14 protein-coding genes and 1 pseudogene are annotated in these 17,506 nt (G+C 70.9%); 9 read left to right on the top strand and 6 right to left on the bottom strand.

Annotated features, from left to right (window positions below):
- Positions 1-20: 20 nt before the first annotated feature.
- On the bottom strand, positions 21-1,163 hold the full coding sequence (locus tag OH804_RS08085) for an RNA-guided endonuclease InsQ/TnpB family protein (RefSeq protein WP_406063964.1): 1,143 nt from the start codon (positions 1,161-1,163) through the stop codon (positions 21-23).
- Between OH804_RS08085 and tnpA the strand changes: the two are divergent.
- The 7 genes and pseudogenes from tnpA (at position 1,157) to OH804_RS08050 (ending at position 9,753) form a co-directional block, all read left to right on the top strand.
- A pseudogene (tnpA, locus tag OH804_RS08080) lies at positions 1,157-1,543 on the top strand (IS200/IS605 family transposase). The gene OH804_RS08085 and the pseudogene tnpA sit on opposite strands and share 7 nt — an antisense overlap.
- Positions 1,544-1,606: 63 nt before the next feature.
- Positions 1,607-4,171: a LuxR C-terminal-related transcriptional regulator gene (locus tag OH804_RS08075; protein ID WP_406063962.1), complete on the top strand. Its 2,565-nt coding sequence runs from the start codon at positions 1,607-1,609 to the stop codon at positions 4,169-4,171.
- Entirely contained in the window at positions 4,168-6,120 is a 1,953-nt protein-coding gene (locus OH804_RS08070) for a nitrate- and nitrite sensing domain-containing protein (protein WP_406063960.1), read from the top strand. Before OH804_RS08075 ends, OH804_RS08070 begins: the two co-directional genes overlap by 4 nt.
- A complete protein-coding gene (locus OH804_RS08065) occupies positions 6,117-6,566 on the top strand; it encodes a roadblock/LC7 domain-containing protein (protein WP_196923711.1) in 450 nt (149 codons plus the stop codon). Before OH804_RS08070 ends, OH804_RS08065 begins: the two co-directional genes overlap by 4 nt.
- Positions 6,544-6,924, top strand: coding sequence for a DUF742 domain-containing protein (locus tag OH804_RS08060; RefSeq protein ID WP_196923712.1), 381 nt, complete (start codon positions 6,544-6,546; stop codon positions 6,922-6,924). Before OH804_RS08065 ends, OH804_RS08060 begins: the two co-directional genes overlap by 23 nt.
- Positions 6,925-6,998: 74 nt before the next feature.
- Entirely contained in the window at positions 6,999-7,736 is a 738-nt protein-coding gene (locus tag OH804_RS08055) for a cellulose binding domain-containing protein (protein ID WP_406063957.1), read from the top strand.
- Positions 7,737-7,836: 100 nt separating this feature from the next.
- Positions 7,837-9,753 carry a glycerophosphodiester phosphodiesterase gene (locus OH804_RS08050; protein WP_406063955.1) on the top strand — a complete coding sequence of 639 codons (1,917 nt, stop codon included), beginning with the start codon at positions 7,837-7,839 and terminating at the stop codon, positions 9,751-9,753.
- 46 nt (positions 9,754-9,799) lie between these two features.
- On the opposite strand, the gene OH804_RS08045 is transcribed toward OH804_RS08050, so the two are convergent.
- From OH804_RS08045 to OH804_RS08035, 3 genes are all read right to left on the bottom strand, one after another.
- Positions 9,800-10,396: a hypothetical protein gene (locus OH804_RS08045; RefSeq protein ID WP_406063953.1), complete on the bottom strand. Its 597-nt coding sequence runs from the start codon at positions 10,394-10,396 to the stop codon at positions 9,800-9,802.
- Positions 10,397-10,510: 114 nt separating this feature from the next.
- Positions 10,511-11,059: an SLATT domain-containing protein gene (locus tag OH804_RS08040; protein WP_406063951.1), complete on the bottom strand. Its 549-nt coding sequence runs from the start codon at positions 11,057-11,059 to the stop codon at positions 10,511-10,513.
- A 1-nt stretch (position 11,060) separates the two neighbouring features.
- A complete protein-coding gene (locus OH804_RS08035; RefSeq protein ID WP_406063949.1) occupies positions 11,061-11,828 on the bottom strand; it encodes a glycerophosphodiester phosphodiesterase family protein in 768 nt (255 codons plus the stop codon).
- 111 nt (positions 11,829-11,939) lie between these two features.
- On the opposite strand from OH804_RS08035, the gene OH804_RS08030 reads away from it, so the two are divergent.
- The gene (locus OH804_RS08030; protein ID WP_406063947.1) at positions 11,940-12,320 is read left to right on the top strand and encodes a YccF domain-containing protein; all 381 of its coding nucleotides are present in this window, start codon (positions 11,940-11,942) and stop codon (positions 12,318-12,320) included.
- 154 nt (positions 12,321-12,474) lie between these two features.
- Positions 12,475-14,610, top strand: a complete 2,136-nt coding sequence (helR, locus tag OH804_RS08025) for an RNA polymerase recycling motor ATPase HelR (RefSeq protein ID WP_406063945.1) — start codon at positions 12,475-12,477, stop codon at positions 14,608-14,610.
- Between the two features lie 79 nt (positions 14,611-14,689).
- Here the strand turns inward: helR and OH804_RS08020 are convergent, their stop codons facing one another.
- Together OH804_RS08020 and OH804_RS08015 are read right to left on the bottom strand one after the other, a co-directional pair.
- Complete coding sequence (locus OH804_RS08020; RefSeq protein ID WP_406063943.1) at positions 14,690-16,768, bottom strand: PQQ-dependent sugar dehydrogenase; 2,079 nt, start codon at positions 16,766-16,768, stop codon at positions 14,690-14,692.
- A gap of 157 nt (positions 16,769-16,925) precedes the next feature.
- A complete protein-coding gene (locus OH804_RS08015) occupies positions 16,926-17,474 on the bottom strand; it encodes an RNA polymerase sigma factor (protein WP_196923721.1) in 549 nt (182 codons plus the stop codon).
- Positions 17,475-17,506 lie beyond the last annotated feature (32 nt).

The following is a 17,506-nucleotide window of genomic DNA, read 5'->3' as shown; positions in this document are numbered from 1 at the left end:
TGAATCCGGAGATTTCCGGCTCAGACCGCATTCAACCCCACTCCCCGAAGGGAGGTGATCACATGTCTCACGTCGTCACCACCGGCACGGTCGCGCTCTACCGTGGCGAGGATCGTCCTCGCGGCGTTGAGGTCGCGACAGGCGGTGAACCCGCAGGCCGCACACTCGAAAACTCTGACGCTCAACCCGATACGCTGCTTGGCTCTCACCGCGCACTCAGAGCACGTCATGGTCGTGTAGGCGGGCGGCACCAACACCACCCTCCGACCCGCCCGCATGCCACGTTCGATCAGCTCTCGCTTCGCTGCACCAATCGCCGCATCGGCGACCCTGCGCGCCATCGCGGACTTGGCAAGGAACTTCGGCTTGAAGTCCTCGACGGCAATTACCTGATGGTTGTCAACGATGGATTTCGCCCACTGGCGGGAATCGTGGCTGTTCTGCCGGGCTGCCTTCTTGTGCAGCCTCGCCGCAGCATGCTTCGCTCTGCGGTAGCCGTTCGACTGCGCCTGACCCTTTGGGCGGCGTCGGCGGGCCATCTTCCGCTGTGCCCTGGCCAACTCGGTGGCGCACCGCTTGCGATGCCCGAGGTGCGGCAAATCGAATCGGGCATCGGTGGTGGTGGCGGTGGTCCTCACACCCCAGTCAACGCCGATCGCCCCGGACGCCTCGGGTGCGGCGAACGCCTCGCGGCGGACGACGAACGAGGTGTACCAGTGGCCGAGGCTGTCCTGGTAAATGCGCACGCTGGTCGGGTCGGACGCAAGTTCGCGGGACCACACCACTGGGATCTCGACGCCACCCGCCAGCCGCAGGCGGCGATCACGGATGGTAAATCCGCGCAGCGTGTATTCGAGGCTGGGGAGGGTCTTCTTGAGCTTCTTGATCGTTGGCCGACCTCGGCCCTTGATCTTGAACGAAGCCTGCAAGGCCGAAGCGTAGGTGCGCAGCGTCTGCTGCTGGACGACCTGGGAGCCCTCGCGCAGCCACGTGTTCCTGCTGCGCGCTTCGGTGAGCAGTTTCGACAGCTTGCAAAAGGTGGGCTTTGCGCCGATCTTCTGCTGATGCACGGCTTCGTTCCACAGCCACCGACAGCGACCCCACTCGGCAAGCAGTGCGGCCGCTGCGGTCGCGCCGGGGCGCAGCCGGTAGGTGTATCGCACTGTCTCCACCACATCCACCACTATGCAACTGCCGCGTCGTGTGGTGCCACAAGTTCCGTAGGACCGTGCTCACCGGTTGAGTTGACCACCGGCTCGCGCAAATCATCCGCGAGGTGTACGCCGATCGAGATGCCCCCATCGAGGCAATCGAAACGATGTCCGACCACGTACACCTGCTGGTCGCCTGCGATCCGCAATGCGGCATCCACCGCCTCGTTAAGCGCATCAAGGAGCGGTCGTCGCGGCTGCCGCATGAAGCGCTTGGCATCTCAAGTCCCCGGTTACCGAACCGGTGGACCAACAGATACTTCGTCGCCTCAGTTGGCGGTGCAACGTTGGAGGTCATCAAGCGCAATGTCGAGAACCAGCGCAACGCTTGACAGCATCCGTTGCCTGCCGGCGGCTAACGCCGGGGGTTTCTCGGGACCGATTCGATGAGCCCAATGATCATGAATGACCTGGCGGTACCAGGGTTGACAGTGGACAAGGGGTTGCAGGCGCTGCTGGATTCGGTCGCGCAGGATCCGACCGGTCCACTGACCGTCGGCATCGCCGGCCCGGCCGGTCACGGAAAGACCGCACTCCTCGCCGAGTTGGAGCGCGTTCACCAGCGCGCCGGGATCGCCGTACGCACGGGCGCCCCGGAGCCGGATGAGCCGGTCGACCCCGACACTGTGGTGCTGGTCGACGACGCGCACCTGCTCGACGACGCGCGGATCGGCGCGCTGGTGCGTCTGGTCGCCGGCCGTCGACACCGGTTGGTGGTCGCCCACCGCCCGTGGCCCCGGTCAGCGGCGTTCAGCGAGCTTGTCGACGCGCTGCGACGCGACGGACAGGCCGTGCTGCTCACCCCGTTCACCCGGGAGCAGACCGCCGCCTATCTCGCCGCCACACCCGAGCTGGGCCGCCCCGCCGACCTGGTCGACTTCGTCCACACGCAGACCGCCGGCGTACCCCGGGATGTGGAACGGCTGGCCCGCGCCCTGGCCGGCGCGGAGGCCCGGACCGGCGCGATGGTCGAGCCACCCCGGTCCGTCATCCTCGAATTCGGGCTGGACCTGGACGTCCAGCCCACCGCGGTACGACGACTGCTGCTCGCCGTCGCGGCCGGCGGTGCGCTGCCGGTGAGCATGCTCGGCGCGCTGCTGGGTCGGGACCCGGCCGGGGTGGACGAACTGATCGCCACGACCAGGGCGGCCGGGCTGCTCGGCGCCGACGGCCGGCTCGCGCCGATCGTCCGGCGGGCCGTCGCGACGCTCAGCCCCACCACCGAGCGGACGGCGGTCTGGCGTCGGCTCACCGAGTTGCAGCTCGCCCGGGGTGGCGCGGTGCTACCGCTGGTCCGCTCCCTGCTGGCGGTCGGCGCGCTCGGCGACTGCCCGGCCGCGACCCTGGCCGCCGCGGCGGACGAGGCGCTGGCCGACGAACCGGCGTTCGCCGCCGAACTGTTCGCGGCGGCCACGGCGGCCGGGCAGCCGCCCAACGCGCGGCAGGCGCTCGCCGCCGCGCTCGCCGGTGACCTCGACGACGCGCTCCGGCTGGCGGACCGGCTGCTGGCCACCGCCGCTCCCCCGGACCGCTTCGAGGCGGCCGTGGTCGCCGCCACCGCCCTGGCCCACCGTGGTCACGTCGGTCGCAGCGTCGAGCTGTTCCGGTGGTCGGGCACCGCCTCGGCGGCGGCGTTCGCCATCGTCGGCGGGCTCGCCACCGGAGACCTGGCCGCCACCACCGAGTCACCGGCGGGCGACCCGGCGGGTGAACCGCCCACCCTGCACGCCAGCGCCGCCCGGCTGATGGCCAACGGTGTACGGGAGAGCGTCACCGGCCCGCCGACCGCCGCGCTGTCCGCGCTCGTGCAGGCCGCCGCGCTGTTGGAGCCGGACGGACGAGCCGCGCTGCTGCCGGACAGCCCGGCGGCCCTCGCCGCGTTGACGGCGGTGCACTGCGGTGAGCTGGAGATCGCCGAGCGGGTGCTGCACCGCGCCCTGGGCGCCGGTGTCGGCGGCCCACTGATGGCCCGCCGCCACCGGCTGCTGCAGGCCTGGATCCTGATGGTCCGTGGCGAGATCCACGCCGCCGGGGAGCGCCTCGCCACTGTGACGCTCGACGGGCGGCCACTGGAGTCACGCGACCAGCTCTTCGCCGCCGCGATCCGGATGGGCATCGGCCGGCGCAACAGTGACCTCGGGGCGCTGAAGCGAGGTTGGGGGCAGGCGCTGGAGGCCGTGGTGCGGCACCCCGTCGACCTGTTCACAGTGCTGCCGCTGGGTGAGCTGGCCATCGCGGGCGCGCGGCTGGGTGACCTGGCCCGGCTGGAGCCGTACCTGCACCAGGGACGTTCACTGCTCGACCGCCTCGGCAGCCCACCACTGTGGAGTGTGCCGTTGCACTGGAGCGGGCTGCACGCCGCCATCCTGACCAGCGAGCCGACGGTCGCCGACGAACACGTCACGGCGTTGCTCGCCGCCGCTGACCACAGCCGGTACGCGGCAGTGGTCGCCGCCGCAGCGGAGAGCTGGGTGGAGGTGCTCCGCGGGGTCGTCGATCCGATCCGGGTGGAGGCCGCCGCCCGGGGGCTGCACGACACCGGGTTGTGCTGGGACGGTGCCCGCCTGGCCGGGCAGGCCGCCATCCGCACCGCGGACCGGCGGGCGATGACGAGCCTGCTGGAGTGCGCCCGAGCGTTGCAGGGACGGCCGTCCGGCGGGTCCGGCGGGCAGCCACCGACGACCGGCGCGAGCACGGCACGGGTCGCCGGTCCCACCCAGCACGGGCTCAGCGACCGCGAGTACGAGGTCGCCGAGCTGGTGCTGGCCGGCCTGACCTACCGGGAGATCGGCGACCGGCTCTTCATTTCGGCCAAGACCGTCGAACACCACGTGGCCCGGATGCGCAACCGGCTCAACTGCGCCAACCGCACCGAGCTGCTGGCGCTGCTGCGCACCCTCGTCGCCGACCGGGCCAGTGACACGGCCGGGCAACCGTGGCCGCAGCGGGCCGGCCGATGACCCGTAACGATGTTCGGCTGATCCGGACCAGGCTGGCCGTGCTGGCCGCCGTGCTGATCACCCTCTGGTCGTACGCGGCGTACGTGTCCAGCCAGGACGCCGTCGACCTGCTGCGCGTCCGGGCGCTGGCGGACACGCTGGGCCAACCCATCGACCGTCTGATCCTGAGCCTGCAGACGGAACGCCGGATCACCGCCGAGACGCTCGCCGGGGCGGGGCAGCCGACACCCGCACTGGTCGGGGCCCGCGAAGGCACCGACCGGGCCGCCGCCGAGATCCGCGAGTTCACCAAGGGCCGCGACCTTCGGCTGCTCAGCGCCGGCACCGTCCGTGATCGGGCCGGCGAGCTGGTCCGACGACTCGACGGCCTGGGCACGACCCGATCCCGGGTGGACACCGGGCGGCTCGACCAGGGCGCGACGATCGCCGGGTACGACGAGGTCATCGACGTGGCCTTCCGGGTGTACGGCCCGGAGTGGGGCGCGTACGAGAGCGGGTTGGCCGCCGACACCCGCGCGGTGATCGCGCTGGCCCGCGCCCGGGAGGTGCTCGCCCGGGAGGACACAGTGGTCAGCGCGGCCCTGACCGGTGCGCGGCTCGGCGTCGACGAGTGGCGCCGGCTGGCCGCGCTGGTCAACATCCAGCGGTACGCGCGCACCGAGGCCGTGGCCGGGCTTCCACCCGACGGCCAGGGCGCGCACCAGCGCCTCGCCGCCGGCCCCGAGTTCGCGGCCCTGCTCGCCCTGGAGGACCGGCTGTTGCTCCAGGCGGGCACCACAAATGCCCTGGCCGGCCTCACCGTCCAGGGCTGGCGGGCCGCGGCGGACGCCGCCCTCGGCGCGCTGCAGACGCTGGTGACGACCACCGCCCGCAGCAGCGTCGAGCGGGCCACACCCGGTGCCGCCGTGCTCATCGCGCAAACCGGGGCGGTGGTGGGGCTCGGCCTCATCGTCGTGCTCGTGCTGCTGTTGAGCTGGGCGGGCACTGTCCGCCGACTGACCGACGAGCTGACCAGGACCGACGCCGACCTTCCGGCCCCGGTGCCGGACGCGCCGGCCCCAGCCCAGGAACCGGCGGCACCGGGGGGTGACGCCGAGCGGGAGCTGTTCCTGGGGTTGACCCGACGCAACCAGGTCCTGCTGCGCGACCAACTCAGCCTGCTGGACGGGATGCAACGTCGGGAGCGGTCCACCGAGGAGACCGGGGAGCTGTTCCAACTCGACCACCTCACCACCCGGATCCGCCGCAACGTGGAGAAACTGATCACGCTGGCCGGCGCGACACCCGCCCGCCGCTGGCGACGCCCGGTGCCGCTGCTCGACGTGGCCCGTGGCGCTGTCGCCGAGGTGCCTGACTACCACCGGGTTCTGATCGCACCGCACTGGCCGTGGTCGCTCGCGGGGCCGGCCGTCACGGACGTCATCCACCTGCTGGCGGAGCTGATCGAGAACGCCCTGGCCTTCTCCGGGGCGGACACCACAGTGCGGGTCAGCGGTGAACAGCGACAGCAGGGGTGCGCCGTCCTCGTCGTCGATGACGGGCCCGGCCTGGACGCCGCCACGCTGGCCGAGGCGAACCACCTCCTCGGCAACCCGCCACCGGACGGCCCGCCCGCGGGCCTCGCCGGCTGGTACGCCGCCGCCGTACTGGCCGGCCACTGCGGCGCCCAAATCTCGCTGCGCCCCAGCCGGCGCGGTGGAACGGCCGCCGTCGTGCTCCTCCCCTCCCGGCTGGTCACCGTCACCGACACCGGCCGCACACCGGCCAACGCACCACCCGACACCCCGTACCCACCGGCCCGCACCGGCACCGACCTACCCGACCCGAACGGCGACGGCGCGCTGCCGACGCGGGTCCGCCACCCCGGCCCGACCGGCCCGGACCACGGCAGGACCAGCCTCGACACTGTCGAGTTGCCAGTCGCGAGAACAGCAAGGAGACATCAATGACGTCTGCAGTGGTCACCGAGGACGGCTTGACCGACGCCCTGAACAACCTGGTCGACCGGGTGCACGGCGCGGAGTTCGCCGTGGTGCTCTCACCGGACGGGCTGCCCCTCGGCGGCTCGCGCCGGGTGGGGGAAAAGCTGGCCGAGCAGATCTCCGGTGTGGTCGCCGGCCTGATCGCGTTGGGGCTGGCCGCCACCCGGACCTGCGACGCGGGGCGGCTGCGCCAGGTCGTGGTGCAGATGTCGCGGGCGTTCCTGTTCATCGCCACCATCCCGAACGGGACCATCCTCACCGTGCGGATCGCCGGTGACGACGTCGAGGTCGGTGACATGGCGTACGAGGTGGCGCTCTTCGTGGGGCAGGCCGAGCAGCACCTGCCGATCACGCTGGGCCCGGCCTCCTCGGTGACGATCGGGGACACTGGTGCACACCAGCGGCGCCACTGACGAGGCGTGGTACGACGACGACGCGGGCCCGGTCGCCCGGCCCTACACGATGACCGGGGGGCGCACGGCGCCCGCACGCGGCCAGTTCGACCTGATCTCGCTGGTCGTCGCCCGGCGGGGGGTCACGCCCCCCACACCGCTCTTCCCTGAACAGGCGCGGATCGTCGAGCTGTGTCACCATCCAGTGTCGGTGGCCGAGGTCGGTGCCGAGTTGGACCTTCCGCTGGGGACCGTCCGGGTGCTGCTCGGCGACCTGCTGGCGGCCGGGCTGATCGAGACGCACGAACCGCCGATGCTGTCGGAGCTGCCGACCGAGGATCTGCTCGAGGCGATACTCGTCGGGCTTCGCGCGCTGTGACCGGTCAGGTGCCACCCGCGACCCGGACGGATCGCGGGCGCGCACCCGGCGACGAACTGAAGGAGAGACAGGCAGTGCCGGCAACACCACCCCAGCCACGCCGTACCGTGGCGATCATCCTGCTGGATCGGGTCGTGGCCATCGTCGCGGCCGCACGGCGGGTGCTCACCGGTCGGGAGGACGTCTCGCGGGCCACCTGGGTGGCCGTCGTCGCGGCGCTCGGGGTGCTGGTCGCGACGGTCGTGTCCGTCGTCGGGGTGCTGCGTACGCCGGAGAAGCTGACGCCGGTGACCCTCGACCCGCCACCGTCCGTGGAGCAGGTGGGCGCGTCGCCGTCCGCTACCCCCCGCGCGCAGGCGCGACCGGCGCTCACCAGCCCGGCGGTGACCGCTCCCCCATCCGCCTCCGCCTCCGCGGTCCCGCCGGCCGTCGCCTCGTCGACCCGACCCACGCCGACCGGTGCGACCGCCGAGCCCACCCCGGCGGCCCTGGGCGCCGACTTCGCCATCACTGACAACGCCCTGCTCAGCTACGGTGCGACAGTGACGATCAGCAATCCTGGCTCGGTCCCGGCGCCAGGGTGGACGCTTGTCGTCACACTGCCGCGGGAGTCGCTGGGGGTCAGCGGGGTCGAGGGTGCACAGGCCAGCCGGGACGGCGCGGTGTGGACGTTCGTGCCGGACCCGAACACCGGCCAGGTGCCCGTCAACGCCTCGGTCCGGGTGACGTTCCGGGTCAATGGATCGTTGACCGGTTCCGCCCCGAAGGCGTGCACCATCGACGGAGTCGCCTGCTCGGGCCTGTCGAACTGACCAACCGGGTACACAGCGATCGAGCGCGTACACCCGACGTTCCGGCGACCGCCATGCTTGATTGATCATCAGTTCGGGCCTGCTTCGTACCGTTCCGGCCATGACTGTCCTACCCGCATCACCGACGCTTCGCCGCGCCGGATCGCGCCTCGGCGCCCTGCGCACCCGGGCCGCCGCCGTCGCCGCCGCCCTCGCCGTCACCGGCGCTGCCGCCGCGGTCGCCGTCGCGACCTCGTCGCCAGCCACCGCCGAGCCGGGCAGCGTCGTCGTCTCGGAGAACTTCTCGGCCGGGTCGCTGCCCGCCGGTTGGCACGCGGTCGACGGCGCCTGGAAGGTCGAGAACGGCCGACTGTACGGAACCTCCGCCAGCTCCAGCGAGAACAACAAGATCACTTTTGGTCGGCACCTCAACGACTTCCGCCTCGAGGCGACAATGCGCTTCGAGTCGGTCTCGGCCGCCACCCGCTGGGCGTCACTCGGCATCGACGTCCCCGCCAGCGGCGCGACCCCCTGGTGGATCGCCACCATGCGCAGCGGCACCACCGCCGCCAACGGGCTCGAATTCGCCCAGCGGACCACTGCCAACGCCTGGGTCGTGACGAACACCGCCTCCGCCCCGTCCGCCGCCGGCACCGGCCGGGACGTCCGCGTCGCCGTCGAGGTGCACGGCAATCAGGCCCGTTGGATCTTCGACGGGCGGGAGGCGATGCGGACCAGCAGCCTCCAGCGCTCCGCCGATGGAGTCCAGGGGCTCTTCGTCAACGGGGCGACCGTGTCGTACGACGACGTCACCGTCACCGAGCTGGCGCCGAACGGCTACCTCCGCCCCGAGGGCAGCCCGTTCACAGTGATCGCCCACCGCGGCGCGTCCGCCGCCGCACCGGAGAACACCCTCGTCGCCCAGGAGATCGCCCGTAGGGGCGGCGCCGACTGGATCGAGAACGACGTCCAGCCGAGCAAGGACGGCATCCCGTTCATCCTGCACGACGGCACCGTCGACCGGACCACCGACGGCACCGGCAACATCCGGGACCTGACCGCCGCGCAGATCAAGGCACTCGACGCCGGCTCCTGGTTCGGCCCGCAGTACGTCGGCGAGCGGGTGCCCACCCTTGCCGAGCAGCTCGCCGACCTGCGGACCCGGGGCGGCAACCTGCTCGTGGAAATCAAGGGCAAGCACACCCGCGACGAGGTGGCCACCATCATCCAGGTGATCCGAGACGAGCAGATGATGGGCCGCGTCTTCATTCAGAGCTTCGAGGTCGACGCCCTGAAGTACACCCACGAGATCGCCCCCGAGCTGCCGCTCGGCCTGCTGCGCAGCACCCTCGACGCCGACCCGGTGGCGCTCGCGAAGGAGCTGCACCTGACCGCGTACAACCCGGACGGCAACGCGCTGCTGGCCAAGCCGGAGGTCGTCGCCCCGCTACACGCCGCCGGGGTCGCCGTGATGGCCTGGACGATGGACTCCGCCGGCCTGTGGCAGCGGCTGGAGCGGATCGGCACCGACGCGATCATCACCAACCGCGCGGCCGAGCTGGTCGGGTGGAACTCGGCGTTCGTCCAGCGGGCCTCGGGCGACCCGACCGTGCAGATCACCTCACCGGCCAACGGGTCCCGGCTGGACCGGGCGCAGTCCCCGGTGATCGCGGTCGCCGCGACCAACGCGGACGCCGTCACCGTCACGCTGGACGGTAGGAAGTCGGCCGCCGGGCGCAAGCTCGACCTGGCCAAGCTGACCGCCGGCCGGCACACCATCTCCACCGAGGTGACCGGGCCCGAGGGCACCGCCACCGCGACCAGCACCTTCACCGTGACGGTGAGCCAGGCTGGCCTCGGCTATCTGATCCTCACCTCGAGCGCAGACCCGGCCGCCGTCACCGCGATGACCACCAAGCTGGCCCACGCCCAGTACGCCGAGCTGGCCACCTACGCCGACCGGCAGGCCGGCAAGCTGGTGCCGGCCGAGGTCGCCAGCGTCATCGCCGCCGACGCCCGCACCCTCGCGCTGAAGTAGTGGCTCTCCGGGTGGCGCGGCCCTCGGACCGCGCCACCCAGAGTCCTCAGTGGACGGCAGCGGGCGATGCGGCCCGCTCGCCCCGCTCTCGCACCAACGGCAGCGCTGGCGCCAACGCCAGCCCCATGCACAGGCCGCCGATGGGGAGCAGGTCGAGGGTGATCGCCGGGAGGACGGTGCCGACGAGGAGCAGCGGCACACTCCACCACGGCAGCCGCCGTCGGGCGGCGAGCATGCCCGTGAGAACGAACAGGCCGACAAAGAAGAGCTGGGGTACGACGTCGTAGAAGGCCACCTCCACGCCAGGGAGGTCCTTGAAGTCCGCGCTGAGCCTCGACATCTCCGCCCGGTCCTCGGCCAGCAGCCCCTCCACGATGTCCGCGCCGAACTGCACCATCGTCGCGGCGAGGCCGACAAACGTGCCGGCCAGCACCCCGGTGCGCCACGGACTGCGGGGCAGCAGGCGGGACAGCGCGAGCACACCCGGGACGAAGCACACCATGCCGGCGAGAGCGACCAGGTGCGCGGCCTGCCAGTCGAACCCGGGGCCGTACACCCCGTCGGATCTTGCCCACAACCGGACCAGGCCGTAGGCCACGATGCCGACCGGTCCGGCGATCACGTAGAGCGCAGCGCGTTTCATGCCAGCCAGCATGTGGCCGCCGGAGCCTGCCGACCTCCGGGAGCTTCCCTCGGCTAGCCCTGGATTCCGTCTCAGGTCTTCCACCGACCAACCCCGAGACCCGTCAACCGCCGGTCAGGGACGGAATGGCTTGCCAGTCAGCGCGGATTCCTCCGGAAACGCCAGCGAGCTGAAGAACTTCTCCGTCTCGGCACTCCGGATGCCCTCGATCTTCGCCAGCAGCGCCTCCGTCGCCGCGTAGGCGCGCTGCTCCCGCTCGGCCGGATCAGCTGTCGCCTCGGCGCGACCGAAAGCGAGTCGCCACTGGTTGCTCGCCTCGATGAGACCGAAATGGGTACGCCGCAGCAGCGCCCACATCTGATCCCACTGATAAAAGGTGCGTAGTGCGGTGGCGGTGGCGATGACCACGCCCGAGACCGCGATTACGAGATTCTTGCCCGGGTAGCTGAAGCCGGCGAGCAGTGGCAGCGACGCACTGACGACGATGACCAGTATGCCGGTGGAACGAAACAGTCGACGGTGCCATTTGGCCCGCCAGTCGTAATGGTCTCTGAGCTTGTTGACGCTGTCTTCCGCCAAGGCGCGGTAGACCTGCAACGGATCACCGGGAGGGCTTTTCTGCGACACGGCGAGCATCCCGCTCTGTCCTTGGTCAACAGACACGTCACGATGCTAGATGCTGCCCATGCGACGGTCTATAGCCCGAGAACACGATGTTGTCGGAGTATTGACGGGCGAACATCTCCCGCTCCGGTGAGGCGACCGGCCAGGCAATCACCGGAACCCCGTGGCGACGCCACCACGCCGTCACAGTGGACGGAAATGCGTCGACCTCGTAGGCCAGAAAATCGGGTCGAGTGACCAGGTTGCTGACCATACTGCGACCCACCATCCGGGTCAGTGGCCCGGCGGTGCGCAGCAGCCCGCAGATGCGCCCCACCGGCACTCGGCGGTGCGGCGGTAGTTTCCGCACCGCCACCCGCAACGCCGCCACGAGTAACGGGTCGAAGGATTCGACCGCGTACCGCCCCGGGTAGTCGGCGGTCTGCCGCAGCACCTCGTCGACGAGATCGAAGTTGAGGGCGAGCGTCGGCCGTTTCAACTCGATCAGCAGGGGCACCCGTCCGGCGACCCGGTCCAGTACCTCCGACAGCGTGGGCAACCACTGGTCGGTGCCCTGCAACCGGAGCCGCTGCCGATCGGCCGGGGTCAGCTCCGCGGTGGCGATCGCCGCACCGGTGAGCGCCGTGAGGTCGTAGTCGTGCACGACGACGAGCTCGCCGGAGCGGGTGAGCTGCACGTCCAGCTCGCAGGCGTAGCCGGCGTCAGCGGCTGCCTCGAACGCCGCGAGCGAGTTGGCGGGTCGATTGTGGCCGGTCAGCCCGCGGTGCGCGATCGGGGTGTCGAGTAGCCAAACGTCGTCGGACGACACGCGATCCTCCTGAGCTTCCGGGACCGGGCTACCCGCACTCCGGAGCACACCGCGGAAGGGTTTTCGCGTACCTTACAGCGATCGGTGGCGAGGGTGTTTCATGCTGGAGTGGTGATTCGTTTCGTACTGAATGTGCTGTGGCTCATCTTCGGCGGTGGCCTCGTGCTGGCGGTCGGCTACGGCATCGCCGCGCTGATCTGCTTCGTCCTGGTCATCACCATCCCGTTCGGCGTCGCGTCGCTGCGCCTCGCGGTCTACTCGCTGTGGCCCTTCGGCCGCACCCTGGTGCCCAAGCCGGGCGCGGGCGTCGGCTCCGGCCTGGCGAACATCCTCTGGGTGGTGCTGGCCGGGTGGTGGCTGGCGCTCTCCCACATCCTCGCGGGCATCGCCCTCTGCGTCACGATCATCGGGATTCCGTTCGGCATCGCCAACTTCAAGCTCGTGCCGGCCGCGTTCTGGCCCCTCGGCCGCGAGGTCGTTGACGTGCCCTGAACACGGAAAACGGGAGACACCCGGCCTCCCGCCACCTCTAACTTATACCGCACTGGGGGGCTTGCGGCAAGACCCCATTTATGACGCAGAATCGTCGGCCGAGGCCAGATTCTGCCGAAATGGAAGTCATGAATTGGATTCCTTGCCTACCTCCGTGTTCGAACTTCCCGACCACCTCGCCCTCAAGGGCGACCCGGCGCTCATCGCCCAGGACGAGCGGCACTTCGCGGCCATGGCGCAGAGCCTCGCGCAGCTGAACGCCGAGCTGTCCGACCGCCTGGACGCCGCGCGCCGGGCGCCCGGCGGCAAGGGCCGCCAAGCCGTCGACCGGGACGAGGAGGTCCGCCGGTTGACCGCCCGCCTGCGCTCGCTGAGCCGCTACGGGCTGGACCTGTGCCTGGGCCACGTGGTCGAGGCGGACCACCCCGAGCCCGTGTACGTCGGACGTCGGGGCCTCACCGACAGCACGGGTCGGCGGCTGCTGCTCGACTGGCGCTCACCCGCCGCCGAGCCGTTCTTCGGCGCGACCCACGCCAACCCGATGGGCCTGGCGAGCCGCCGCCGGTACCGCTGGACCCGCAGCCGGATCAGCGACTACTGGGACGAGGTGTTCACAGCGGACGGGTTCGTGGGGCACGCCGTCGCGCTCGACGACCAGTCCGCGTTCATCGCCAGCCTGGGCAGCGCCCGGTCGGCCCGAATGCGCGACGTGCTCAGCACGATCCAGGCCGACCAGGACGCCATCATCCGGGCGGGCTCGGCCGGCGCCCTCGTGGTCGACGGCGGTCCGGGCACCGGTAAGACAGTCGTCGCCCTGCACCGCACCGCGTACCTGCTCTACTCCGACCCGCGCCTCGGTCAGCGCCGGGGTGGGGTGCTCTTCGTGGGACCGCACCAGCCCTACCTGGCCTACGTCGCCGATGTCCTGCCCAGCCTCGGAGAGGAGGACGTGCAGACCTGCACCCTGCGCGACCTCGTCCCCGAGGGGGCCACGGCAACCGCCGACACGGACCCGGAGGTGGCCCGGCTGAAGTCCTCGGCCGAGCTGATCCGGGCCGTCGACGCCGCAGTGCGGTTCTACGAGGACCCGCCGACCGCCCCGATGACGATCACGGTCGGCGACTCCGACGTCCGGCTGAGCGCCGACGACTGGGCCGACGCGTTCCAGGCGCCAGGCCCGGGCACCCCGCACAACGAGGCGCGCGAGGAGATCTGGGAGGAGTTGCTCACCGTCCTCGTCGACCGGTACGACGGCGACGAGCCGGAGGACGTGCTCCGCGACTCCCTGCTGCGTAACCGGGAGCTACGGGCTGCGGTCAACCGCGCCTGGCCGTTGCTCGACGCGGCCGATCTCGTGGGTGACCTGTGGTCGGTGCCCGCGTACCTGCGCAGGTGCGCGCCGTGGCTCAGCCCGGCGGAGGTCCGCAAGCTGCAACGCGACGAGCCCCAGGCCTGGACCGTGTCCGACCTGCCGCTGCTCGACGCGGCACGGCAGCGGCTCGGCGACGCGGAGAGGTCGGGGCGCACCCGTCGGCGCGACCCGGCCGCCGCCGTGGAGCGCGAGCACATGGCCAGGGTCGTCGACGAACTGCTCGCGGCCGACACCTACGACGACGGCGAGGGCCTGCTGGGGATGTTGCGCCAACCCGACCTGCGCGACGTCCTGGCCGACGAGGCCGGGCTGCCGGACGCCGATCCGGACCTGCTGGCCGGCCCGTTCGCGCACATCGTCGTGGACGAGGCGCAGGAGCTGACCGACGCGCAGTGGCAGATGCTGTTGGCGCGCTGCCCGTCGCGCAGCTTCACCATCGTGGGCGACCGCGCCCAGGCCCGGCACGGGTTCACCGAGTCCTGGCAGGAACGCCTCAAGCGGGTCGGGCTGGACCGGGTCACGGTCGCCTCGCTGAGCATCAACTACCGGACGCCGGCAGAGGTCATGGCGGAGGCCGAGCCGGTCATCCGGGCCGTGCTCCCGGACGCGAACGTGCCGACCTCCATCCGCGGCAACGGGCTCCCCGTCGTGCACGGATCGGTCGCCGACCTGCTGTCGATCCTCGACACGTGGCTCGCCGCGCACGCCGACGGAATCGCGTGCGTCATCGGTGACCCGACGTTCCCGCCCACGGCCCGGGTCCGGTCGCTCAGCCCCGAGCAGGCCAAGGGCCTGGAGTTCGACCTGGTCGTCCTCGTCGACCCGGAAGCCTTCGGCACCGGCGTCTCAGGGGCGGTCGACCGCTACGTCGCGATGACCCGGGCAACCCAGCAACTCGTGCTTTTGACCAGCGGGTGAGGGCGTGCCGCCCGGCCGGGTTCGGGGGCACCCCACGCCCCGCAGGACCGCCCGGAGGCGGCCCTGCGGGGCGTCGGAACTAGTTGCCGAGCGTGACGTGCAGGATCCTCTCGTTGCTGTTGTTCGGGGTGCTGTCCTTGTCGCCGACATTCGTGGTGGTCAGCCACAGCCCCCCGTCGGGAGCCGGCTCCACGGTCCGCAACCGACCGTAGGTACCACTGAAGTACGTCTGCACGTTCGTCAGGCTGCTGCCGCTGATCACCGCGCGGTACATCCGAGCGCCTCGGGCGCAGGCAACGTAGAGCGCGTCGCGCACGATCGTGATGCCGGAGCAGGACCCCTCGGCGGTCGGATAGGTGCGGGCCGGCGCGATGAACCCGGCCGTGCCGCAGCTGCCACTGGTGCCCTCGCACGCCGGCCAGCCGTAGTTTCCGCCCTTGGTGATCAGGTTGGTCTCGTCCATCACCGAGTTGCCGAACTCCTGCTCCCACAGCCGGCCCTGCGAGTCGAACGCCAGCCCCTGCGGGTTGCGGTGGCCGTAGCTCCACACGTAGTTGCCGAACGGGTTGTCCGAGGGGACTGTTCCGTCCGGGTTGAGTCGCAGGATCTTGCCCTCGAGGCTGGACCGGTCCTGGGCGTAGTTGCCGTTCTGGGCGTCTCCGGTGCTGGCATACAGCTTCCCGTCCGGGCCGAAACGCAGGCGACCACCGTCGTGGTACTTGTTCCGCCGGATGCCGCTGAGAAGGACCTGTTCGCTGGCGGTGTTGAGTCGCCCGTTCTCCAACCTGATCCGGACGATGCGGTTGTCGCTCGGCGAGGTGTGCATGATGTACAGCCAGCGGTCGCTGGCGTAGCTGGCCGAGATGGCCAGGCCCAGCAGGCCACCCTCACCGTCAGTGCTCTGCACGTTCGGCACTGTGCCCAGGTTGGTCTTGGCCCCGGTTGTCGGGTTGAGCTGGATGATGTCGTGCGCGTCGCGGCGGTTGTAGAGCACGCTGCCGTCGGGCAACGTCACCAGACCCCACGGGATGTCGGTGTCGGTGGTGACCTGCCGCACCCCGCACACCGGGTTGGCGCACGCCGCACCGGTGGTCACCGTCGCGGTGCCGCTGCGCGACGAGGCGTTGTCCTGCGCGTCCCGAGCCACCACGTAGTACTGGTAGGGGGTGTTCGCCGCCAGGCCGCTGTCGGTGAACGTGGTCGCCGGCGGCGCACCGGTGACAGTGCCCACCTTCGCGCCGGCCCGGTGAATGTCGTACGCCCGCACCCCGATGTTGTCGGTCGACGCGGTCCAGCGCAGCGTCACAGTGGTGCCCGACGCGGTGCCGGTGAGCTGTTGCGGCGCGGTCGGCGGCTGGCTGTCGGCCTGGCAGGGCGGCGGAGTGATGGAGACGGTGGCACTCGCCTGTGACACGTTGCCGGCGGCGTCGCGGGCGTTGACGTACAGACCCCAGGTCGCCCCGGCCACCACCGTCAGGTTGGTGGAGAGCGTCGTGCCGCTCACCGACGTCATCAGCTGGCCGTCGTGGTAGATGTCGTAGAAGGCCACAGCGACGTTGTCCGTCGAGGCGTTCCACGCGAACGTCACCGAGTTGCACGTCAGACCGCTCACCCGTGGGTTGCCCGGCGCCGTCGGCGGCTGGCTGTCGGCACTGCCGAGGGACGTCGTCCACCGCTGGTTGGACTGCCCGTTGCAGGTCCAGAGACCGACTGTGGTGCTGTTGGCGGTGCCCGCGCCGGACACGTCCAGGCACAGGCCGGACTGGACCCCGACGATGGTCCCGGAGGTGGTGATCCGCCAGCGTTGGTTGGCGCCGCCGGTGCAGCCGTTGATCTGCAGCGCGGCCGGGGCGGTGGTGTCCTGTCCGACCACGTCGAGGCACATCGTGTCGTCGTATACCCGCAGCTCACCACTCGAGGTGAAGGTCCACGCCTGGTTGGCCTGGCCGTTGCAGTCGTAGATGTTGATGCCGGCACCGGCGGTCCTGACGTTGCCGACCACGTCCAGGCAACGACCGCTGGCCATGCCCACGACTGTCGACGGTGCTGCGGCGGCCGCCGGCACACCAACGGCCAGGCTCAGCAGCGTCACCGCCACCATCGCCGCCGGCAACAGCCGCCGTCGTGGGTGTGGGTTTCTCAGCGCGACGACTCGCATCCGTCCTCCAGGATCAGGGCATCGACCGGCCCGCCCAGACGACGAAGCGCCCGACCACGCCGAACATGCACATCGACCATCAAAGATGTGTGCGGCGCCCATGTCAAACGATGTCCCTCGATCGGGGGGCAAAACCGCAGATCGGCGTACGCTTCGGTCAGCTGCCGAGCAACGTCTCCCGGACGTACCGGCGGGCATGATGGATCCGCGACTTCAGCGTGCCCATCGGGATGCCCAGTTGCCCGGCGATCTCCTGATAGTCGAGCTGACACAGGTCGCGGAGCACGAGGGCCGTCGCCAGCTCCGGCCGGTGCGCCTCCAACCGGTCCAGCGCGTCCAGGAGGTCGAGGCGGGAACCGGCGATGACGCTCGTCGTGCGGGGATCGGCCACCTCGACGGGCAGCAGCGCGCTGGGCCGCTCGGCCGCTCGTCTCCGCAGTGACCGGTACGTCTGGCGGGCGCAGTTGGCGACCACTGTGTACAACCAGGTGGAGAACAGCGACCGGCCCTCGAACCGTTGGATGTGCCGGGCCACCTGCAACAACGCGTCCTGTGCCGCCTCCTCCGCGTCCTGCCGGCAGGGCAGGAACCGCCCGCACTGCTCCAGCACCCGCGGACCGATCGCGGCCAGCAGCGCATCGAGTGCGGCGCTGTCGCCTGCCGCAGCCCGCCTCGCCAGTTCCTCGGTGTCAGATTCCTTCGCCACCCGCGCTCCCCCGCTCGTGGGCGTCACCGGAG

The organism is Micromonospora sp. NBC_00860, assembly GCF_045207375.1.
Classification (GTDB): domain Bacteria; phylum Actinomycetota; class Actinomycetes; order Mycobacteriales; family Micromonosporaceae; genus Micromonospora; species Micromonospora vinacea.
Note: the sequence above shows the minus strand (reverse complement) of the source record. Positions and strands in the feature narration are given on the sequence as shown.

Excerpts from the sequence above, each read along its gene's own strand:
- OH804_RS08045 (WP_406063953.1), bottom strand. The coding sequence starts at position 10,396 with ATGAAACGCGCTGCGCTCTACGTGATCGCCGGACCGGTCGGCATCGTG.
- OH804_RS08075 (WP_406063962.1), top strand. The coding sequence starts at position 1,607 with ATGATCATGAATGACCTGGCGGTACCAGGGTTGACAGTGGACAAGGGG.
- OH804_RS08070 (WP_406063960.1), top strand. The coding sequence starts at position 4,168 with ATGACCCGTAACGATGTTCGGCTGATCCGGACCAGGCTGGCCGTGCTG.
- OH804_RS08020 (WP_406063943.1), bottom strand. The coding sequence starts at position 16,768 with ATGCGAGTCGTCGCGCTGAGAAACCCACACCCACGACGGCGGCTGTTG.
- OH804_RS08065 (WP_196923711.1), top strand. The coding sequence starts at position 6,117 with ATGACGTCTGCAGTGGTCACCGAGGACGGCTTGACCGACGCCCTGAAC.
- OH804_RS08050 (WP_406063955.1), top strand. The coding sequence starts at position 7,837 with ATGACTGTCCTACCCGCATCACCGACGCTTCGCCGCGCCGGATCGCGC.